This window comes from Marinilabilia salmonicolor, assembly GCF_003003035.1.
Taxonomy (GTDB): Bacteria; Bacteroidota; Bacteroidia; order Bacteroidales; family Marinilabiliaceae; genus Marinilabilia; species Marinilabilia salmonicolor_A.
Genome location: NZ_PVTS01000023.1, coordinates 1 through 21,182, shown reverse-complemented (window position 1 = coordinate 21,182; position 21,182 = coordinate 1). Strand labels below are relative to the sequence as shown.

At 41.9% G+C, this 21,182-nt stretch carries 17 protein-coding genes; 14 read left to right on the top strand and 3 right to left on the bottom strand.

What is annotated here, in order from left to right:
* Positions 1 to 182 precede the first annotated feature (182 nt).
* The 8 genes from BY457_RS17355 (at position 183) to BY457_RS17320 (ending at position 10,429) form a co-directional block, all read left to right on the top strand.
* Entirely contained in the window at positions 183 to 1,010 is an 828-nt protein-coding gene (locus BY457_RS17355) for a glycoside hydrolase family 16 protein (RefSeq protein WP_106154630.1), read from the top strand.
* A 19-nt stretch (positions 1,011 to 1,029) separates the two neighbouring features.
* Positions 1,030 to 4,224, top strand: a complete 3,195-nt coding sequence (locus BY457_RS17350) for a SusC/RagA family TonB-linked outer membrane protein (protein ID WP_106154595.1) — start codon at positions 1,030 to 1,032, stop codon at positions 4,222 to 4,224.
* A 55-nt stretch (positions 4,225 to 4,279) separates the two neighbouring features.
* Complete coding sequence (locus BY457_RS17345; protein ID WP_258176784.1) at positions 4,280 to 5,956, top strand: SusD/RagB family nutrient-binding outer membrane lipoprotein; 1,677 nt, start codon at positions 4,280 to 4,282, stop codon at positions 5,954 to 5,956.
* Between the two features lie 20 nt (positions 5,957 to 5,976).
* Positions 5,977 to 7,236, top strand: coding sequence for a hypothetical protein (locus BY457_RS17340; RefSeq protein WP_106154629.1), 1,260 nt, complete (start codon positions 5,977 to 5,979; stop codon positions 7,234 to 7,236).
* Between the two features lie 285 nt (positions 7,237 to 7,521).
* Positions 7,522 to 8,022, top strand: a complete 501-nt coding sequence (locus tag BY457_RS17335) for a hypothetical protein (RefSeq protein WP_106154593.1) — start codon at positions 7,522 to 7,524, stop codon at positions 8,020 to 8,022.
* A gap of 130 nt (positions 8,023 to 8,152) precedes the next feature.
* Positions 8,153 to 8,533, top strand: coding sequence for a hypothetical protein (locus tag BY457_RS17330; RefSeq protein WP_114437064.1), 381 nt, complete (start codon positions 8,153 to 8,155; stop codon positions 8,531 to 8,533).
* A gap of 176 nt (positions 8,534 to 8,709) precedes the next feature.
* Entirely contained in the window at positions 8,710 to 9,729 is a 1,020-nt protein-coding gene (locus tag BY457_RS17325; protein ID WP_106154591.1) for a TQO small subunit DoxD, read from the top strand.
* A gap of 94 nt (positions 9,730 to 9,823) precedes the next feature.
* A complete protein-coding gene (locus BY457_RS17320; protein ID WP_106154590.1) occupies positions 9,824 to 10,429 on the top strand; it encodes an SOS response-associated peptidase in 606 nt (201 codons plus the stop codon).
* Positions 10,430 to 10,566: 137 nt separating this feature from the next.
* Here the strand turns inward: BY457_RS17320 and BY457_RS17315 are convergent, their stop codons facing one another.
* The 3 genes from BY457_RS17315 to BY457_RS17305 form a co-directional block, all read right to left on the bottom strand.
* Positions 10,567 to 12,192 carry a hypothetical protein gene (locus BY457_RS17315; protein ID WP_106154589.1) on the bottom strand — a complete coding sequence of 542 codons (1,626 nt, stop codon included), beginning with the start codon at positions 12,190 to 12,192 and terminating at the stop codon, positions 10,567 to 10,569.
* 20 nt (positions 12,193 to 12,212) lie between these two features.
* Positions 12,213 to 12,788: a DUF3575 domain-containing protein gene (locus BY457_RS17310; protein ID WP_106154588.1), complete on the bottom strand. Its 576-nt coding sequence runs from the start codon at positions 12,786 to 12,788 to the stop codon at positions 12,213 to 12,215.
* A 107-nt stretch (positions 12,789 to 12,895) separates the two neighbouring features.
* On the bottom strand, positions 12,896 to 13,399 hold the full coding sequence (locus tag BY457_RS17305; RefSeq protein ID WP_146131004.1) for a hypothetical protein: 504 nt from the start codon (positions 13,397 to 13,399) through the stop codon (positions 12,896 to 12,898).
* A 739-nt stretch (positions 13,400 to 14,138) separates the two neighbouring features.
* Between BY457_RS17305 and BY457_RS17300 the strand changes: the two genes are divergently transcribed.
* The 6 genes from BY457_RS17300 to trxB all read left to right on the top strand — a co-directional run bounded on the left by BY457_RS17300 (position 14,139) and on the right by trxB (position 21,067).
* The gene (locus BY457_RS17300; protein WP_106154586.1) at positions 14,139 to 14,777 is read left to right on the top strand and encodes an RNA polymerase sigma-70 factor; all 639 of its coding nucleotides are present in this window, start codon (positions 14,139 to 14,141) and stop codon (positions 14,775 to 14,777) included.
* Between the two features lie 262 nt (positions 14,778 to 15,039).
* The gene (locus tag BY457_RS19090; protein WP_181256524.1) at positions 15,040 to 15,210 is read left to right on the top strand and encodes a hypothetical protein; all 171 of its coding nucleotides are present in this window, start codon (positions 15,040 to 15,042) and stop codon (positions 15,208 to 15,210) included.
* A 72-nt stretch (positions 15,211 to 15,282) separates the two neighbouring features.
* Complete coding sequence (locus tag BY457_RS17295; RefSeq protein WP_106154585.1) at positions 15,283 to 16,257, top strand: FecR family protein; 975 nt, start codon at positions 15,283 to 15,285, stop codon at positions 16,255 to 16,257.
* Positions 16,258 to 16,299: 42 nt separating this feature from the next.
* Entirely contained in the window at positions 16,300 to 18,957 is a 2,658-nt protein-coding gene (locus BY457_RS17290) for a TonB-dependent receptor (protein WP_106154584.1), read from the top strand.
* A gap of 6 nt (positions 18,958 to 18,963) precedes the next feature.
* Positions 18,964 to 19,896: a DUF4249 domain-containing protein gene (locus BY457_RS17285; protein ID WP_258176783.1), complete on the top strand. Its 933-nt coding sequence runs from the start codon at positions 18,964 to 18,966 to the stop codon at positions 19,894 to 19,896.
* Between the two features lie 157 nt (positions 19,897 to 20,053).
* A complete protein-coding gene (gene trxB / locus BY457_RS17280; protein WP_219885178.1) occupies positions 20,054 to 21,067 on the top strand; it encodes a thioredoxin-disulfide reductase in 1,014 nt (337 codons plus the stop codon).
* The last annotated feature ends 115 nt before the right edge of the window (positions 21,068 to 21,182 follow it).

Sequence of the window (21,182 nt, the reverse complement as noted above, 5' to 3'; positions counted from 1 at the left end):
TAAAATGTGATAGCAATCAAACCTTGTTTGTCAGCTGTCAAACCTCCTTTTTAACAGTAGTTAGCATATTTGTGCCGACCTCATTTATGTATGAGGCGACCAGGTGAAGAATGTCAACACCTTTCACACACAACTTATATTTTTTAACAAGTATGCATTACAAATTTTATCACAAGTATGACATGAGGAGATTATTGACACTATTAATTATCACAAGCAGTTTCATCCAAACTGCCTGCTCGCAGGATGAGGAGGTTTCCCCTACAGAGACCAAACAGGAAGAATATCACTTCATGGATGATTTTGAGTCGTTTGATGCAAACGTATGGACAAAAGAGACGCACGAGCCCGGCTGGGTCAATCAGGAATTACAAGCCTATCGACCTGCCAACGTATCCGTCGGAACCGACAATGGTAAATCAGTACTTATTTTGGCTGCTGAGCGCAATGGGAACCAAATCTACTCGGGGCGCGTCAACAGTCAGGGCAAGTTCAATTTTAAGTATGGCAGCATAGAAGCCAGCATCAAATTGCCCAAAACAGGTAATGGTTTATGGCCGGCCTTTTGGATGATGGGCGATAACGGCAAACAATGGCCCGCCTGTGGTGAGATCGATATTCTGGAAATGGGAGAACGCAATGGTATTCTTAATGGTACTACCGAAACCTACTACAATACTGCCATTCATTATGGGCCTGATATGGATTCGCATGAACAGGAATATCACGGAGCCAACTTTGTTCATAGTTTGCAGGATGGCGAATACCATACCTACAGATTGGACTGGACCGAAAACAGCCTGAAAGTCAGTATTGACGGGGTTGAGTTCAAAATTTTCGACATCAGTGTGCAGAGCGGACGTCATGAATACTTCCAGGATCCCTGTTTCATTTTGTTCAACCTGGCAGTAGGAGGTGCCTTTCCTGACATCCATAACCTTAATGACCTTACTGCCTTGAAAGATGGTGAGAAAGCCAATATGTATATCGATTGGGTAAAAGTTTATTAATCCTTAGCTAATAAAATCTATGACTGAAAGAAAACTAAAAAGTGTATTGTTCTTTGGAACAATGATTCTCTTGCTGTTGGGGAATACCCTGCAGTTGAGCGCATCCTTGCCGGAAAGTCGCCTGCTGATGCAGGAAGACGGAACGATTTCCGGAACGGTAACCGATGACGTGGGCCCGGTGCCCGGCGTAACTCTAATTGAAAAAGAAAACCCGACCAACGGAACTGCCACCGACATGAACGGGGATTTTAGCCTGAACATCCCGGTAGGCTCGACTTTGGTTGTCAGTGCTATTGGCTATAAAACACAGGAAATAGCCATTACCGATGCTCAAATGACGCTGAAAATTGTTCTGGAAGAAGATACCAAACTTCTTGATGATGTAGTAGTTACTGCATTGGGGATCAAGAGGGAGCGTAAAGCTCTGGGGTATGGTCTGGAAGAAGTTGATGGTGCCGACCTGACCAAAGCACCGGAAACCAATGTTATTAACTCCATGGCAGGTCGTGTTGCCGGTCTGGTTGTTAGCCAGACAGCCGGTGGACCTTCTGGTTCAACCAGAGTTATTCTGCGCGGTAGTACCGAAATGACCGGTAACAACCAGCCCCTGTACGTCATTGATGGGGTGCCCCTTGATAACACCAATTTTGGGAGTGCAGGAACCGGAGGTGGATATGATCTGGGTGATGGAATCTCCAGTATCAACCCCGACGATATTGAAAATATGTCGGTACTGAAAGGCCCTGCAGCCTCTGCTCTTTATGGAAGTCGCGCCAGTCATGGCGTTATTCTCATTACCACCAAAAAAGCCAGTGGAGAGGAGAAATTCAGCGTGGAATACAACGGAACCCTCACTTTTGATACCCAGTTGGCTAAATGGGACGACGTTCAGCAGACTTACGGAATGGGAAGTTCCGGAACCTACAGCATCGATGCCGTATCCAATACCAACAAGAGCTGGGGACCAAGAGCTGACGGTGGTAATATGCTGAACTATTTCGATGGTGTGGAACGCCCTTACCTCATTATTCCCGATAACACCTCGAACTTTTTCCGTACCGGTAATACTGCCACCAATTCAGCCATTGTCAATGCTCAAAGCGGCAAAACAGGCGTGCGCTTCACCATTACCGATATGCGCAACAACGACATTGTACCGGAGACCTACATGAGCCGGGACGTATTTAACCTGCGTGCACATACTTCATTGGGAGACGTTGATCTGGACTTCAGTGCCAACTACACCTTCGAGGATGTGAAAAACCGACCGGCACTGGGCGATAGTAAATCGAATATCGGTAAAAATCTGATGACTCTGGCTACTACTTACGACCAGAATTGGTTGAAGACCTATGAGGACGAGGCCGGGAACTACGCCAACTGGAACGGAATGGACCCTTACAATGTGAATCCTTACTGGGATATCTACAAAAACTACAATAAGTCGCACAAAGATCTTTTTCGTCTCAACGGCAAAGTGCAGTGGAATGTAAATGAACACCTGAAACTGAAGGGAACCGTGGGTAGTGAACTCAACTGGTTTGAATTTGATGACTTTAAGGCTCCTACCACTCCCGGTTTTGAAGCTGGTCGTTTGCAAAACAGCAACTATCGCAACAGCATGTTTAATGCTGAGTTTCTGGCACTGTATAACAACAGATGGGGCGAATTCGATTTCAATGCTACGCTGGGAGGGAACCTGTATAAGGTCGATAACCTTACCACTGTGGTGACTGCTCAGGATATGCAAATTCGCGACGTGGTAGCCTTGATGAGTTTCAACGAGACCAGCATCAGACAATACAGCTACCGCAAGCAGATCAATTCTGCTTTCGGTGCCTTGAATCTGGGCTGGCGACACATGTTGTATCTTGATGCTACCATGAGAGCCGACCAGTCTTCAACGCTTCCCGCAGGGAATAACGTTTATACTTATCCATCATTTTCAGGAAGTTTTGTATTTTCTGAATTGCTGAATCTGGGTGAAACGTTGCCCTATGGAAAAGTACGCCTGTCATGGGCTCAGGTGGGTAGTGATACCGACCCGTACCAGTTGGGATTGGTTTACAGTAAATCGAATCTCACTTATCCGGGATATACCATCGGTTACATCGATAACAATACAATTCCCAACAAAGACCTGAAACCTACCATTACCAACTCATTTGAGGCCGGTTTGGAAACGAAATTTCTGAATAACCGCATGGGACTGGATTTCACTTATTATACCCAAATCAGTGAAGACCAGATTATGGGAATGGCTACCTCATGGACTTCGGGATATACTTATCGTCTGATCAATGCCGGTGAGATTGAAAACAAAGGGGTGGAAATATCCTTCAATACACGTCCTATTGAGATGAAAGACTTCTCCTGGGATGTGAATTTGAACTTTGCCAAAAACAGCAACATTGTTCGGGAGTTGGTGGACGATATGGATATGATAGAACTGGAGAAAGCAGCCTGGCTGGATGTTCAGGTGGCTGCCAAGGTTGGCGAAAATTTTGGTTCCATTGTAGGTCCCGATTTTCAACGTAATGAAAATGGGGAGGTGCTGATTGATCCGAATACCGGTTTGCCCCAATACGACAAAAGCAACCATGTACTGGGTAATGCCTCATGGGACTGGACCGGGGGTCTGGGAACCACGCTTACTTACAAGAACCTTTCCCTTTGGGCTCTTTTTGATGTGAAAGTGGGAGGTGATCTCTATTCCATGTCGGCCCGTGCAGCACACGAGTCAGGTAAGGCAGAAGCCACCCTGGAAGGGCGCGAAGAATGGTACAAGTCGGAAGAGGCCAGACAGGCAGCCGGTGTTCCCAAAGGAGACCAATGGACTCCCATCGATGGCTTCATTGCTCCGGGTGTAATCGATAACGGTGACGGAACTTACAGGGACAATGATATTTTCATCAATCCTGAAGATTACTGGATGAGTGTTAGTCGCAATGCCCCTTCTATGTTCATTTACGATAACTCTTACGTGAAATGTCGCGAGATATCATTGGCTTACAATGTGCCTCAAACCATTCTGGGAAATGCTGTAAAAGGACTTACTGTCTCGGCTGTTGCCCGAAACCCATTTATCGTTTGGAAGAATATTCCCAACATTGATCCGGATTCGAACTACAACAACACCACCGGGATGGGATTGGAATACGGCTCCCTGCCTTCGCGAAGAAGCTATGGTTTCAATGTCAATGTTAAATTCTAAGCCGCGTTCGGTTTTACATACTTAAAACACAATGAACACGCTAAAAATAAAAAAGATGAACTACAAACAATACTATATCACAGTGTTATTGGTGGTTATGGCACTATTCACCGGCGGATGCAGCGATGAATATCTGGAGAGTCTGAATACCGATCCTTCCAAAGCCGCCACCATAGACCCCAACGCACAGCTGACTACCGCGCAGTTGCAAACTTATGGCGATCTTGGCATGGTTGAAATTTACCGAAATTATCTCTATGGATTTAATCAACATCTGATGGGGTCCTGGAATACCACCAATTATGGTGGGAGGCATACGGTTGATAACAATGAAATGAGTCGAATGTGGACCAGTTACTATCCCAATGCCATCAAAAACCTTACGGATGGTATGGCACGAACTGCCGATGACTCCTCAAAAGTGAATATCAACTCAGCTTTGCGTATTTACAGGGTTTATATGATGTCACTCATCACAGATATATACGGAGACGCTCCTTATAGTGAAGCCGGATTGGGATATATCGATGGTAAATTCAACCCCCGATACGATACTCAGGAAGAGATCTACAACGATTTCTTTAATGAGCTTTCAGCGGCCGTTGAATCATTCGACAACGGAAAAGACAAGATTACAGGCGATGTCATCTTTGATGGCAATGTGGGTAAATGGAAGAAACTGGCCAACTCACTCCGACTGAGATTTGCGATGCGTATCTCCGATGTGGAACCTGAAAAAGCTCAGGAGGCATTTCAAAATGCGCTTCAGGCTGATGGCGGCATAATGGAATCAGCAGACGACGATGCCCTGATTCAATACATGGCAGTTGCCTTTAGCTTTGGACAAGAGGCTTACTCCGATTTTCGCGGAAACGCTTTGTCGCAACTCCTTTTTGGTAACGATCCTGCGAATAACCCCAGCTATCTGTGTGCAACTTTTTTCAATCAAATGTACGAAACAGGTGATCCCCGGACTTTCCGAATTGCCCGTTGCTACTACGATGGACTGATGAGTGCCACCAGTCCTGATAACCGCATCGATCTTACTCAGGAGATGTTGGATAAAGGCATCGCTTTTGAAGCGCGTGAGCCGGGAGCCTACTCATGGGAACCCTGGCCTCCCGGATACGAAAGCGATATCCTGAGTGAGCTAGCAGAAAGTAATCCTTCGATTGATCCTTTTGTGGCTCGTGAAACCGAGCCCAAACTGGCCAATAACTTCCTCAATGGTGACAATCCGGGCGTTGTAATGACTTCTGCTGAAGTGAAGTTTCTGTTGGCAGAAGCTGCTCTTAAGGGATGGAATGTCGAAGGTGGTACAGTGGAAGAGTGGTATCGTCAGGGGGTACGCGCTTCCATGGACTTCTTGTCCGATAATTATGGTACTGAAGTGGTGACCGACGAGGAATTTGATACCTACATGGCTGACAACGGAATCGGTTACACCATGGAAAAGAAAAAGGAAGCCATCAATACCCAGGCATGGATGCTTCATTTTACCAATCCCAATGAAGCCTGGGCCAACGTGCGTCGCTCGGGCTATCCCAGACTGAAGTCCCCGGCCGAATATGGCTTTGAGCAATTCCTCACCGGAGGTTCTGAAATTCCTGTTCGTCTGGGTTATCCTGTACTGGAATCTTCCTACAACAAGGAAAACTACGAGGAAGCACTGAACCGAATGGGTGGAACCAACAGCTGGAACATCACAGTATGGTGGGATGTTACAAAATAACCATTGATAAAAATATTAGCATGAAGAAACTACATTATATACTGATGGCCATAATGGCCCTGGGTTTGTCCTTCACTTCCTGCACCGAAGATGAAGACCCTTTCGAGACCATTACCGAAAATGACGATCCAAGAATCCTTGATCCTATTTTCGCTGACGGTCAAAACGGAGAATTGCCTCTTATTGCAGAAATCGACAGAGATGGCAACTTCACCATGGAACTGGTCGTTACTCCCTCGGCTTATAGTACCGTTACCTGGATGATTGATGGAAACCAGGTGAATGAAGGAACCGAACTCGATATCAATCTGAAAGCCGGTACCTATCATTTTAAGGTACTTGTGACAACTGATGCCGGTAAAAGTACGTATCGTGAGGGAACCGTAAAGGTAAATCCTCTTGCGGAGGATCCCTGGGCTACGGAACAAGGTTTCGAACGAATCATTGTCCCCGGAGGAAGCGCTGTTTTATACGGCGAGAACCTCAATTTGGTGAATAGTCTTGTAATTGGTGGCAAAACCATCGATGACCTTAATTATGTTGAAGGTGATGGGGGCAATTACATCGAATACACTGTTCCTGCAGACTTGAGCGTAGGACAATACAGGGTATTGTTGGTTGATGAATCCGGAAATGAGTATGGTGCCAATACTGTTACGGTTACTCAGTCGGCTTTTGTTACTGAAGGTGCCGGTCGCGCCAATCCTAATTCAGAATGGCGTCTGACCGGACTCAACATGGATCAGATTGCATCACTGACCATTGGTGGAGAAACCATTACTGACTTTGCAGAACAATCAGCTACTGAATTGGTGCTGACCAGTCCCGACTTTGAGGCCGGTACTTACAGTTTGACCGGAAAGACCACTGACGGTAATGATGTTGAATTCTACAGTAAAGGCAGCGTTAAAACCGAAATCACGGTTACTTTCTCCTCCGAAACAGTGTTGTTCGAAGGGCACCACTATGTCTCCTGGATTTTTGATGACGGAAATCCCAACAAAACTTTCAATCTGATTGGGAAGGATGTCTTTGCCTCAATGTCGGCAGGCTCCACCCTCAGCATTCACTATTCGATAGAACCTGCTGATGTGGATCGTCAGTTGCAGACCACCTCCGGATGGTGGACCATGTTGCCGGGTACCGAGGCTGTTATGTTGAATGAAGACGGAGTTGTGGAGGTCGTACTTACTCAGGAAGCTCTGGATTTGATACAGGCACAGGACGGTTTCCTTTGCGTAGGACACGGGTACTATGTGGATAAAGTTACTGTGAATTAGCGCAGTATAAACAACAATGAATCTATGTTTTGAAAAGAAAGGTTGACGTCATGTCAGCCTTTCTTTTTTGATTATCAGAGAATAAATGAAACGAGCATGGCAACGATTGCCACAAGGGAATATGTATAAATTCTTACATGCGAGTTCCATCCGACCTTGAAAAATTAATTTTATACGGATGAAACAGTTTTTATTTGAAAAAGAATTGAAAATGGTTAGTTTTATAGAGAAATAAAACCTTTAAGCATAAATCAAATTGATAGCCTTGCTTTATAACTTAATGTAATGATTATGCAGACCTGCCTAACATGGAATAAAGGATTGTTTTCCAATTTGTATGAGATTTATTCGAGTGGTAACAAGATTGGAAATCTCAGGGATAAAACATTCTCCCGGTATTCTTCCGGGGAAATAAATAACCAAAAGTATTTATTCAAAACATCGGGAGTTTTTAAACAACATACTCAGATATTTGATCAAACTGATAACAAATTTATTGGGGAGATCCATTATAACAACTGGATGACCAAAGCAACCTTGACTAAAAATGGCAAATCAATTAACTGGAGATATGATAATTTGTGGAATACAAAATGGAGACTCTTTAATTCGGAGGGAGTTGATATAAGATACTCAGGGTCATCGATTAGTGGCCGAATTGATTCTAATGTTGATGATGCATTACTTTTATTATCCGGTCTGTTTGTTACAAATTATTATTGGGAATCAACCATCACCATCATGATTGCGGTATTCTTGCCGTTATGGATAGTATTTTTGAATTGAAAATCTGTTACAGAAATGAATTATTGAAGCTTCAGGAATAACAGTTGAAGCAATCATTGCCCTATTAACTTTGTTCTGCAAACAATTTCTCAGGTATAGATGTTACTTACTAAATTTGCAAAAGGAACAAGTGAGAGCGCATTTAGAAATAAAAAACATCCGATTTGTCCTGTCCGTATTGGGACTGGTAATATTGCTTTTACTCTCACCTTGCAAGGTTCGGAACGCTGTAGAGGCCGAATTAGGTGTTCCGCAGACCAATGTCTTAAACAAGAGTCAGGCAACCCTTTCTCAGGCCGCCTGCCAGACAGTTGAGATTTCTGAGACCATTCAAGCCATCTCCAAAACCACTGTCAGGCTACCTTTCTTTCCCATGCTGAGAACAGATAAGATTGAGGGTGCTATTTGTTTTCCTAAACACGCTGCTACAAAGAAACCATCAGGAGCCCAACAGCCGGTTTCTGATATTCCTTTATACATTCTACATCAGAATATTCTTGTTTATTCGTAATTGATTGCTGCTCAGAAGATGTTCAGCCGGTTTAGGGCTGTGTGTTCAATTACAGATATTTATAACTTTTTTCAAGAAAATTGGATTGAAGTCATCTGCCGGTTTGTGGATGTACTTCAAATTTTGCTCTGCAATTTTTTGCAGCAGGATAAATTGTTTTATTAACGAGATTAACTATGGCAAATATTAGCATAAAAAATGATGCCGGGCTGATGACACTGGCAGTAAGATTGGTAATTGGTTGGACCTATTTTTCAGCCTTTTGGAGAAGAACTATTTTGGTCGATAAACTGGATCCTGAAACAGCCGGTTATATCGGTGAAAAATTCAACCATTTTTTGCCCAATGCACTGGGAATAAAACCCATTATTCAATATCTGGTGGAAAACCCCGATATACTCTGGATCAATATGGTGCTTTTTACCATTATTGAAGGTATTGTAGGGTTGTTTATTATTTTTGGTTTGTTTACCCGAATCATGAGCGTCGGGGTATTTAGTTTAGCAATGGGTATTTTGCTTGGTTCCGGATGGATAGGAACAACCTGTTTGGATGAATGGCAAATAGGTGTTCTCGGGATAGCAACAGGTTTTGTTTTGTTCCTTACAGGAAGCGGAAGGTACTCTCTGGATAATTATATGTTGAAAAATAATTTTTCAATTACCACAAAAAAGTGGTTTGCATGGGTTGGATCAGGTACTTTGCCTATAAAAGAAAGCGTTTTTCCAAAATTTGTTCTGGGTGGTTCCATATTTATCCTTGGTATGACTTTGATGACCAACCAGGTATTTCATGGTGGTTTATGGGGCCCTCTTCACAATAAGTCGGTAAAGCCTGTGCTTGAAATTACAGAGGGAAGGATTGACAATTCAACACTTTCTTTCGATGTCTTCCGAACAGAGGGTGTAGATGTTTATGGCTCCTGGGTGATAAATATTGAGTTGCTTGATGGTCAGGGCGATGCAGTAGTGCAGTATAATCAGGCTGATTTGGCTTCTTTGCCTGAGGAAAGTATTTCCAACTATTATGTTTCTGAAATTAAATCCGGTAAACATAGTTTAATTGTTCCTTTGGGGGCCAAGGCAACACTAAATTTGCACGATGATAATCTGTCCGGTTTGTCCATGGGTTCATATTTGTTAAAAATTACTGATATTAGTGGTGCATTCTGGGAACATGAAATCGAAATAAAATAAAAGCACACACAATACAGACAATAGCGGTTTGGGCGAGGCCCCAGACTGCTGTTGTTTTAATTAATCTGGTATATCTACCTGAAAATTAAAATTCATGTGCTTCAGAACCAAAAACAGCAAGACTTTCAATCAACTCGAAGATCGATTTAAAGCCAGATTTCTGACTCCTGAATGGTACACGCCTGATGTATTCAATGCGTTTACATTTCCGGTTACTCCGGTTATAACCAATGACCGGAATGATGTTATTCAGGGTTTTTCATGGGGACTCATTCCCTACTGGGCCAAAGATACCAACATCCGCAAAAGTACGTTTAACGCAAGACTGGAGACGCTTGCTCAAAAACCATCATTCAAACCTTCACTATTGAAGCGGTGTCTGGTCCTTGCCGATGGTTTCTATGAATGGAAATGGCTGGATCCGAAGGGAAAATCAAAGCAAAAATACCTGCTTACCCTTCCGGAAGAAGAATCTTTTGCCTTTGCGGGACTTTGGAACAGCTGGACAGATAGAAATACCGGAGAAATCCTGAATACCTATACCATCATTACAACTGCAGCCAATGAACTGATGAGTGAGATTCACAACACAAAAAAGCGGATGCCGGTGATTATGACTCCCAAGGCTGAGAAAGATTGGTTGAGTGGGGGAGAGTTGGTCATGCAGAATGATCATTTGGAAGGTGTTGTGTGTGAATAAGCTTACTTTGATAGTAAGAGAAATATTGTAATTTTATAATGGGTTAGGGTGAAGGTCAAAGGTTTGTCGGTGTGCCGGCAAGCGTAACAGCCTGCCCCGATCCTTCGGGGACGCAAGTGGTTCTTTTTGGACAGATACTATTTAACATCAATAATTTCGAACATATAATTCCTAAAGTTGCCTGACATCATACCATACAGTATTGAATGATTGGGAAGTTCTACCTTTGTGCCAGGCATCATTAGAGGAGTTTTAGAGGATTCAGGACTTTTATATGTTTCCGAGGTTTTTTCGCTACCATCAATCTTTGTGATATAGGTTTCGCCTAATTCGGCATTCTTAAACAACCCATCTTTCTTTTCTATGGTATTGTAAATAAAATACAAGCTCCCGTTTTTCTCAAAATCAATAAAGGAATTGTATTTGGAAGTCCTTAAAGAGTATTGGTTTTTGCTTATTTTTTCAATACTATTTATTGAATTATCTGCATTTAAAAGTACAATAAACACGTTGTTGTGGTGATAGATAGGAGTATATGATATTTGATTGCCACTTTGTTCTTTTTTTGTGCCGGTGATAAATTGCTCGGCTGTATAATATTTAGTTCCGTCATCCAGCGTTTTAATTTCGCTAATGTGATAATCAAACGGGTCATATTCCGATTTATCTTTTAAACTTCGTCTGAAGCGGTTTAGCTGTTTTTCAGTAAACCCTTCCTCTATCAGGTCAACTGAGAAATTCTCAATGCTCATTTCAGTTTTTTCTCCGCTTTCAACATCCAGCGTAAAAGCAAAAGCACCTTTTGCACTTATGGTTTCAGGGTCGGAAAAGACTCCGTTAACCTGTGTTCTCCCATTTATTACATTGAAACTCATACTTCTTACAAATTTCGAATTGAGATGAATATCAGAAAAGGTTTCTTTAGTTCCACTATCCGAGAATTTATATAGCTGGTATGTGAAGTTTGGAACATCGGTAAAATAGGTATCCTTCGAAAAGAAATTATACGCATTAAACTTACCTGAATCAAAGTAGTTCTTCTTATCTGCATAATGAGCTCCTAATAAATACACATCGCCATTGTTGTCAACCCGGAATTGCTTATAGCTAAATACACCTTCTTTAAAATTTGGAACCACACTGTTCTGCCATAATGAATTAAGGTTGTGGTCATAAACATAAACAGCAAAACGGAGGGGCTCATTTTTTCTGTTTAGAACGGTATAAAAGAACATTATTTTACTCTCATCCTCGGAGATCTCATATTGAACCGAAGTTCTTTTGTATTTACTGATTCCTGAATAGTCCAACTCCCCAATCATTTTTGCATCATCATTCAGCTCAAGTGTTTCTGGGTTAACTGAGCGGGAAAACAGGTAGTGACTTTTACTTTTTTCATTCTGAAAGGAAAAGAAAGCGAGAATTTTATTGTTGATGATTTGAGCACCTTCAAAATCAACCTTCTTACCATCCGGTCCAAGATCTAGTTTTGTTTTTTTTACCAGATTAACATTTTCATCAAACATTCCTATGTAATGGCCCGAATTCCCACCTCCAATAGTGGGGCCGTTGTGGATAGCAATAAAGGGTTGAAACAGAATATAGGCGCGATCATTGATAGACCCAATCGCCTTCAGCCCGGTGTTACCTCTCGGTAATTCATTCCATTCCACTTTGGTAGATTTTACGGTGTAATCAATTTCTTCTGCCGATAAGCAAAATGTTGCAGATATTATAAGTGAAAATATCAGTATTGTCTTCATAATCTTATCTTTTTTGAGAATTAAAATGCGTATCCAAGTTTTATTGCTGCCGGTAAATAGAAGTGTGAATCCCCTTCTTCGATAGTGATAACAGATGTAACCTCTTCTTTGTATTTGTATGTTCTAACGCCCATACCGAGATTAAAATCAAGCGTTAAATTTTTTTGAAGAGGAAGTTGATATCCACCGTTAAAAAAGACAATGTCGGTCATTAGCTTACCCCTCATAATATTTAATTTGGGCTGAATCCCGATATACCATTGTTCGTAATATTCTCTTAAATATAGACGGATGTTGGCAGCGAAGAAGATTCCGGTACCCGATTGGGGGAGATCATAACGAGGGTCATAATTGTGCAGGTTACTTTGGCGACTAATAGAAATCAATCCCATAGATGCTTCAACGGACAAATTTCTAATTATCTCCTTTTCATACAATACAGAATATTCTCCATTAAAAAGATCAATTCCAATTTTTACTAATTTGCTGTATTCGGATATGCCGTCGTCATCAAAATACTTTGAAATATCCTCCTGGGCACGACTGTTGACAATAAAAATACTAAGTACGGTAAAGACAAGTAATGTTTTTTTCATTTCAGTGTTTTGTTTTGAATTCGGCCAAAGCAAATCGAAGCAATGGTCATCATTATTGAGTTTTTTTTATGCTCGTTTTGACCCCAATAAGAAGTCTGATAGGTGTATCATTGATTATTAAACATCACCTGAAAATCACCTGTAAACGAACCCGAAAAAATCACACCATCAACCATTACCAGGTTCATCTCAACGGTATAATTGTTGTTTCCATTGTGGCTGATGGTAACTTCTCCGGCTTCAAGGTTCGACGATTCCATTGTTGAGCCATCAAAAACGGAATAGTTTGTCAACCAGTCGTCAAGTAGTTTTTTCCCTTCAGCTTCCGGATAAGCATAAGCTCCTTCAATAGTTTCACGAGTAAATGATTCCACGTCGATGGTTATTGAATTGGCTTGCGTCTCACTTGCGCTGATAAGTGTTATTCCCGTATGTCCGCTATCGCCAATAGACACACCCATCATTGTGGCGGAAGATATGGTAAAATCACTTCCATTCATTTGGATGTTATTGTCTTGCTTTGGAGAGGTTTCATCCTTCTCGCACTGTACAAACGTTAGGACTAACAATACCGTAATTAAGCCCTTTAAAACTTTAGTTGAATGAGTCATTTTTCTTTTTTTAGATTGTTATATTGTACTGCCATTCCCTCAGAAGGTGGCATTTAAGAGTTTCTTTTTAGAGCAGGTGGCGGCAGATTAGCTGCCATTGCCGGGTGTATCCGAGCGGTTACCGCTACAACGCAGGTACGCAAATCTTCACACAAAAGACTTCTTAAATAAACCTTTGATAAGTTTGTTGTATTCAGGGAAATTCCGGGATTTTGAGGCGGGAGAGAAAGTGAAAAAATAAATAATGAAAGGAGTATAATCTTCTTCATAGGTTGTTGTTAAAGTTTGGTTACGTCAAACATTCTTTCCTGGTGAATCAAACCTCAACAATCAACAACACGGAGTACCCCTAAACGGGGCAAAACCATCAAAGAGAACATTCGGGTAAAAAATTCTTTTCTTCAAGACGAGTAATTTTTATTATGGTTGGAAAAGTCTAAAAAAAAATAAAACGAATTCCGTTCAGCTCTGCTTTATCAACCCGAGAATATGTTATTGGGAGTGCCTTTCCCGAAACAATCTCTAATTGCAAAAAACGTTAGTTTAATCTATAGCTTTACTTATTATTACAGTAACCCGGGCAACACTACGGCTATTGTAATAATTGTTCCCTCCTCTTTTTTTTTAGAAAATTTTTTAGATAAAATCATCTTCAATTCGTTACTTTTGTAGGATTGTAAAGGGAAACCTGTTACACAGGAGGATAATAGCAATCCAAAATATTAAATTTAGATCACAATTGAGCCGGGGGAAGAAGCAACATAAAGACGCAGAAGTATTTGGAGAGTTGTCTGAAGAGCAACTTCTCCGTGGAATTACTGCCGGCGATGAGTCAACTTTTCGCCGGCTGTTTGATGCTTATTATCAGTTGCTGGTTAGCTTCGCTTTTCGGTTTCTGAACGATCTCGACTCCTCAAGGAATGTGGTACAGGATGTTTTTGTAAGTCTCTACGATAAGCGCGAAAGCATCACCATTCATACTTCACTTAAAGCACATTTGTATCAATCGGTTCGCAACAGGGCATTGAATGTTCTAAAACGTGATAAAATGCAGCGTGAGCATCATCACAGGATTTTTGAAGAACAATCAGAAGGGGATGCTTATGAAGAGATTTCCGGTGTGGATGAAATGCAAAACCGAATTTCGAAAGTTGTCGATGAATTACCACCTCAATGTCGTAAGATATTTATTATGAGCAGGCGCGACGGAGTGGCCAATGGTGATATTGCCGATCAATTGTCTATCTCTAAAAGAACAGTTGAAACGCAAATCAGTAAAGCGCTTCGAAAAATTCGTGAGGATCTGTTGAAGCATGGTTTTTTGTCTTTGTTTGCAACGATGGTAATGTTTGAGGTTTTAATTAGAGCCTGTCTATAAATTAAGTAAATTCTATTTTTATAGCTGTTTCTGGTCCGAAAGTGCCAGTTGCAAGGCTTGCAAAGCCTCCAAAAACGGAGTTTACTAGTCGTAAATGAGTATTTTAGCGGCAAGCGTAACGACGCAAGTGATACTTTATGGACAGAAACTAATTAGAATCATTTTAAAGTAAAAATCCAATACGTGTGAAGGGTTTCCGAATTGTCTTAATAGATGAATGGGGAAGCTTGGTTTTTTAATTAGTTACTAAAAAAACAGAATTATGGAATTCTTATTACAGCTATTTGCCGATATTATTGGCACGCCTGCCGAAGAAGAGTTGGTAAAGCAAGCCAATGAAGTAGTAGAGGATAAAAAAGTAGAGGCTGTTTCCCCATCGGAAAAAATAAAAGAAGAGGACCCGGTATTATTCGGACTTATGCAATTTCATTAATCGGTTCATGAGTTCGGAAGCATTGAGTGGATCTTTATTTATAAGAACATTGATGTGCCGAAAAATTTTTTTATGGAAACATTAAGAACCATAGATGCTGACCTGCTTGTCAGATATTTCTCCGGAGACTGTACTTCGGCTGAGATACGTCGAATTGAAGATTGGCGTTCAATTTCAGCTGAAAATAAACAGTATTTCGAAGATTTCAAGCAAGTTTGGGAAGCGGATTATCAAACTATGTTGTCCGGAGACCTGTTAGAGCAGGACTGGAATGCCATTCGCAGCAGAATAAATTTGCCCGGAAAAAGGCGGGATATTGGTGTTTTTTCAGCCTTTTCCCGTATTGCTGCTGCTGTTATTGTGATGCTGGCAGTGAGTAGTGCAGTGTATGTTTACTGGAATGTTCCCGGCTTCGGACGCTGGAATGCTTTTCAGACAGGAGAACAAATTGACTCGCTGCGACTGCCGGATAACAGTATTGTTTATCTGAACAATTATTCATCTTTAAAGTATCTGAAAAACTTTGAGGACGGAAAGCGTACTGTTTCTCTGGACGGTGAAGGTTTTTTTGAGGTTACTCATGATGCAAGCAATCCGTTTCTGGTTAAGTCGCCCGAAGGGGTCGATGTGAGAGTTCTCGGTACTGCGTTTCATTTGCAGACAGGGGAGGGTATTGACCAGATGGAACTGAATGTAACCGAAGGTTCCGTGGCTATTCAGTATCGCAGACACACTGAAAATGTGCTGGCAGGACATTCTGCAGTTGTAAAGGATCGTGAATTAAGGGTGGCTCCCATCAGTGATGATAATTTTCTTGCCTGGAAGACAGGAGAATTGAGGTTCTCGCAATGTCCTCTGAATGAAATTGCCAAAATTCTCAAAAAACATTACAAGGAAATTAAAGAGGTGAAAATTAATACCCAAAGTGATGTGTTGGTGACTACATCATTTAGAAATCAGCAAATTAGCGAGGTTTTGGATGAGCTGGCAATTCATTTTGATAAAAAATTTCTTCTAAATGACGGAGTTTTGATAATCTCTGAGTAATTTCGGGAGTTTATTCAACGACTGAATACACCCTTGAGATTAATGCCTGAAATCAGAAATATAATAAAATATATGATGGTCGTTGTCCTGTGGGCAATGACCATTGTTTTATGTACAGCTCAGACCGCCGAAACAAAGGTGTTTTCTGTGGATAAAACGAAAGGTTCTTCCGTTGAACTGATTGAACACATTCAGGAGAAAAGTGGATTCATCATCAGTTACAGCTCAAGGCTGTGTTTAAAAGAAAATATTTCTCTTTCTTCTTCCAGGAATACCCTGGCTGGTTTTCTTCAGGATATTTTCCAGGATTGTCCTTTTGATTTTGTCGAAAGGAAAAACAAGGTGATTGTGCGTCCGTTGAAGCTGTCGGAGCAGTCGTTTACCATTCTCGGATATGTGAGTGATGCCCGATCGGGGGAGCGCTTAATAGGGGCCAATGTGTTTAGCCGGAATCGTTATGAGGGGACAGCCACCAATTATTATGGTTTTTTCAGCCTTACACTACAGGGAGGTTCAGTGGATTTGTATTCTTCTTATGTGGGGTATAATGCTGAAAATAAACATTTTGATCTCACCTCGGATACCGTTGTCTATTTTTCATTGAAGCCCAATATTGAATTGCCGGAGGTTTCGGTTCTTGGATCCCGGATGCCTAATATGTTGAGGGGAGGAAGTTTTGGTGCTGCCAGGGTCTCCATGGATCGCATAGTAGATGCGCCTGCTCTTTTTGGTGAATCTGACCTGATGAGAGGGATTCAGATGCTTCCCGGAATTCAAAGTGGCTCCGAAGGTTTCACAGGACTGTTTGTACGTGGTGGAGGACCTGATCAGAACATGGTTCTGCTTGATGATGTGCCGGTTTACAATGTAGGTCATTTATTGGGCTTCTTTTCCATTTTTAATACGGATGCGGTAAACCAGGTTTCAGTTACTAAAGACGGATTTCCGGCCCGTTACGGAGGTCGTCTTTCCTCGGTAGTGGACGTGCGTATGAAGGAAGGAGGAAAAGATCAGGTTGGTGGAAGTGTCTCTCTGGGATTGCTTTCATCTGGCATCTCTCTTGATGGCCCTGTCTTTAACGAAAAAACGACGTTTGCGCTTTCGTTTCGTCGCACTTATGTGGACGCTTTAGCGGCGCTTTATCAGTTAGGTGCTGATGATAAAACCAACTATTATTTTTTCGATTTGAACGGAAAAATCAGTCATGAGATCTCCGAAAGAAGTAAAATCTATCTTAGTTCCTATTGGGGCAGAGACAAGCTTTATACACTTTATAATTACAGAGACTTTGATGTCAGGGTAGGGGACAATCAAGTTACAGATAATGTATCCATTAATGATGAGAGTAATGCCGGATGGGGGAATTTTACCGGTGCTTTGCGCTGGAACTATGTGGTGACCCCCAGGTTATTTTCCAATGTGACAGCAACTTATTCCAATTATCGTTTTTTTATCGGCCTAAAGCAAAGCGATGAGACACAAGGGCAACTGAATTCATATGAACAACGCTACCTGAGCGGAATACAGGATTTTACACTTAAAGTGGATTTTGAAAATTATTATCGCTCTAATTATACGCTGCGGTTTGGGGCCAGCGGGGTTGTTCACCGCTTCAATCCGGGTGTTGATCTGGTAAAGGAGTCCGGTGTTTCGGGGACTACCGAGGAGACATCCGTTAGTGATGTGCTGGTGTCCGGTCAGGAATACCGGGGGTATTTGGAAAATGAGTTTTCTGTGAGCAATCGGTTTTTTGTAAATGCCGGCATTCACTCGGCTCTTTTTCTTGGAGAGGGAGAGCCTTATTGGTCATTGGAGCCCCGGTTATCCCTTCGCTATGAACTGACCAATTCCACTGATATCAAAGGTACCGTTTCCCGAATGTCTCAATTTGTGCATATGGTTGGGACTGCCGGCTATTCATTGCCCACAGATTTGTGGTTGCCTGTAAGTGAGCGCATCAAACCGATGCATTCCGATCAGGCTACTTTGGGTGTCGATTTTCATTTGGGAAAGAAAAGAGGTTATATTCTCTCATTGGAAACTTACGCCAAATCCTATAAGAATATTCTTGCTTACAAAGAGAGTACGGGGTTTTTCGATTACAGTACTACCTGGGAGGATAAACTGACTACCGGAAGTGGCGAATCTTACGGAGGTGAATTGCTTTTTCAGAAAAACAAGGGAGATCTTACCGGCTGGATCGGATATACCTATGCCCGTACAACCGTTCATTTTCCTGAACTGAATGATGGAAAGTCATATCCTGCCAGGTTTGACCGCAGACATGACGCCAGTTTGTTTATGAATTATCGGTTCAATAGTCGTGTTACCGGCAGTTTAACCTGGATGTTTGGCTCCGGAAACCCGGTAACTTTGCCTGAGGAGAAGTATTATGCTCCTGGACTTGACTGGGCAAAACCTTCTGATTTCGGGTATTCCGAGGGGGTAGGGTCTTTGAATAATTACCGAATGCCTTCGTTCCACCGTCTCGACCTGGGTGTTAATTTTACTAAAAAGAAAAAAAGAGGTGAACGGACCTGGAGTTTTGGTGTTATTAATGCGTATGGGCGTCAGAATCCATTTTTATTATATTTTAGCGAAAGCGAAAACAATCCGGAGGGAAGCGCCATGCGACAGCTCAAGCAATTGAGTCTTTTTCCGTTTCCGATCCCTTATGTACGGTATTCATTTAAGTTTTGATAATTGGTGATTAAGAATTGGCACATACTGATTTTGCTGGCTTTGGCCTTCTTTTCATGTGAAAAGGAGATTGAGATTGAAATGGAAGAACGGGGAGGTCGCCTGGTTTTATACTCTTTTATTGCTCCTGATTCAATTTTACAGGTGCATTTGAGCAAAAGTGTCAGTCATTTATCTGTTGATGACTTCGAAAGGGTGTACAATGGAAATATTACCGTTTACCGGAACGATAGAATCGTGGATGATTTTATTTTTCCTTTTGATGAGTCCTGGGCCAACAGATACGGAGTGAATTTTTCATCGGGTGATTCCATACTGATAGAGGCTTTTGATGGAAGCGGGCAGAGTGTCTCCGGAAAGACGATTATTCCCGATACTGTTCCATTTTTGTGGGCCGATACGGCTACGGTTGTGAGAAGTGATAATAAGGATGGAGAGAGAAAGGTGCTGAATTGCAAGCTAACTATTTCTGATCCTGCTGTGATAAAAAATTATTATCAACTTATTATTTTTGAGCAAATATGCAGAATGGAAGAGGGTGTTGTGAAGTGTGAACAGAAACGGGTCGTATATGATAAAACAGATCCGGTGTTTTTTGTGCAGAGCAAAGAGGGCAGTCTCATAGGGGAGATTGACTTTGATGGTTGTTTTTCAGATACACTTTTCAACGGGGAGAATTACAATCTGGAAGTTGACCTGCCTCTTGAGTATGCTACGGTGCCCGACCAAAATGGTGCATCAAGGAAAATATATTTTTTACTGTTGTCGCATACACGTGGCTTTTATGATTATTACCGGAGCAGGGTCGTGGCTGAGTATGGATACGATTTACCCATTATTGATCCCATCCGGATTTATAATAATATTGATGGAGGGCTTGGTTTGGTCACAGGGTATAATGTCACAAGTGATTCATTGATTTTTGATAATGGGATATGACATTTGAGCCTGCACAATTGTTAGCCACATTTGACTTGTTGTCAGATTTTGCTGGTTTTTAAGGGAAACCTCCCAAAATCAGATTTTGGTATTCTTTTTGAAATATGTAGAGAAGTAGATATTTTAGTGGATTTTAATAAATAAACATTCTATAATTATGGCATTATTTGGAAAAATGGACAACCTGGATGCCGGCTCTTCAGAGGGGCAGAATCAGGATAAAGAGATAACTGATGTTGAAAAAACACGGGTGCTGATCATCGGTTCAGGACCTGCAGGCTATACTGCAGCAATTTATGCGGCCAGAGCCAATCTAAAACCGATGATGTATGAGGGGCTTCAGCCCGGAGGTCAGCTCACCACAACTACGGAGGTTGAGAATTTCCCGGGCTACCCACAGGGTATTACCGGCCCCGAAATGATGGAAGACCTTAAGAAGCAGGCCGAACGATTCGGTACAGATATTCGTTTTGGAATGGCTACAAAAGCTGACCTTTCAGAGCGTCCTTTCAAAATTACCATCGATGATAAAAAAATTATAGAAACAGATTCTCTGATTATTGCCACTGGTGCAACAGCCAAATATCTTGGCATTGAGGATGAAGAGAAGTACTCAGGATCCGGAGTTTCTGCCTGTGCTACCTGCGATGGCTTTTTCTATCGTGGTAAGGATGTTGCAGTTGTTGGTGGTGGCGATACCGCAGCTGAGGAAGCCATTTATCTGGCCGGACTTGCCAAAAAAGTATATCTGATTGTGCGTCGTGACGAGCTTCGTGCTTCAAAAGTGATGCAGAAGAGAGTTTTTGATACGCCAAATATCGAAATTTTATGGGAGCATCAAACCAAGGGGCTCTTTGGTGATGGTGTGGTTGAAGGAGCAGTTCTGGTTAAGAAGAAAGGTAGTCCTGAGGAAGAAGAGGTACGGATTAAGATTGACGGGTTCTTCCTGGCCATCGGACATAAGCCAAATTCTGACATCTTCAGAGATTATCTGGAAACTGATCAGGTTGGCTATATTCAGACAGTTCCGGGAACTACAAAAACCAATGTCCCCGGAGTATTTGCCTGTGGTGATGTGCAGGATACTGTTTATCGTCAGGCGGTTACTGCAGCCGGTACCGGTTGTATGGCAGCTATGGATACCGAGCGCTGGCTTGCTGAGAATCAATAATAGAAAAATACAATTCTTGGTTTAACCCAACTTGCAAACATGCATCCATAAAAAGCTGTTTGACAGCATGATACACTTTGTATTTTTACATTTGGGTCACCACTTTTGTTTTTCT

Bases quoted from the DNA above. Each gene is read 5' to 3' on its own strand.
- BY457_RS17340 (WP_106154629.1), top strand. From the start codon at position 5,977: ATGAAGAAACTACATTATATACTGATGGCCATAATGGCCCTGGGTTTG.
- BY457_RS17350 (WP_106154595.1), top strand. From the start codon at position 1,030: ATGACTGAAAGAAAACTAAAAAGTGTATTGTTCTTTGGAACAATGATT.
- trxB (WP_219885178.1), top strand. From the start codon at position 20,054: ATGGCATTATTTGGAAAAATGGACAACCTGGATGCCGGCTCTTCAGAG.
- BY457_RS17345 (WP_258176784.1), top strand. From the start codon at position 4,280: ATGAACTACAAACAATACTATATCACAGTGTTATTGGTGGTTATGGCA.
- BY457_RS19090 (WP_181256524.1), top strand. From the start codon at position 15,040: ATGGAATTCTTATTACAGCTATTTGCCGATATTATTGGCACGCCTGCC.
- BY457_RS17315 (WP_106154589.1), bottom strand. From the start codon at position 12,192: ATGAAGACAATACTGATATTTTCACTTATAATATCTGCAACATTTTGC.
- BY457_RS17335 (WP_106154593.1), top strand. From the start codon at position 7,522: ATGATTATGCAGACCTGCCTAACATGGAATAAAGGATTGTTTTCCAAT.
- BY457_RS17320 (WP_106154590.1), top strand. From the start codon at position 9,824: ATGTGCTTCAGAACCAAAAACAGCAAGACTTTCAATCAACTCGAAGAT.
- BY457_RS17355 (WP_106154630.1), top strand. From the start codon at position 183: ATGAGGAGATTATTGACACTATTAATTATCACAAGCAGTTTCATCCAA.
- BY457_RS17305 (WP_146131004.1), bottom strand. From the start codon at position 13,399: ATGACTCATTCAACTAAAGTTTTAAAGGGCTTAATTACGGTATTGTTA.
- BY457_RS17290 (WP_106154584.1), top strand. From the start codon at position 16,300: ATGCCTGAAATCAGAAATATAATAAAATATATGATGGTCGTTGTCCTG.
- BY457_RS17295 (WP_106154585.1), top strand. From the start codon at position 15,283: ATGGAAACATTAAGAACCATAGATGCTGACCTGCTTGTCAGATATTTC.
- BY457_RS17310 (WP_106154588.1), bottom strand. From the start codon at position 12,788: ATGAAAAAAACATTACTTGTCTTTACCGTACTTAGTATTTTTATTGTC.
- BY457_RS17325 (WP_106154591.1), top strand. From the start codon at position 8,710: ATGGCAAATATTAGCATAAAAAATGATGCCGGGCTGATGACACTGGCA.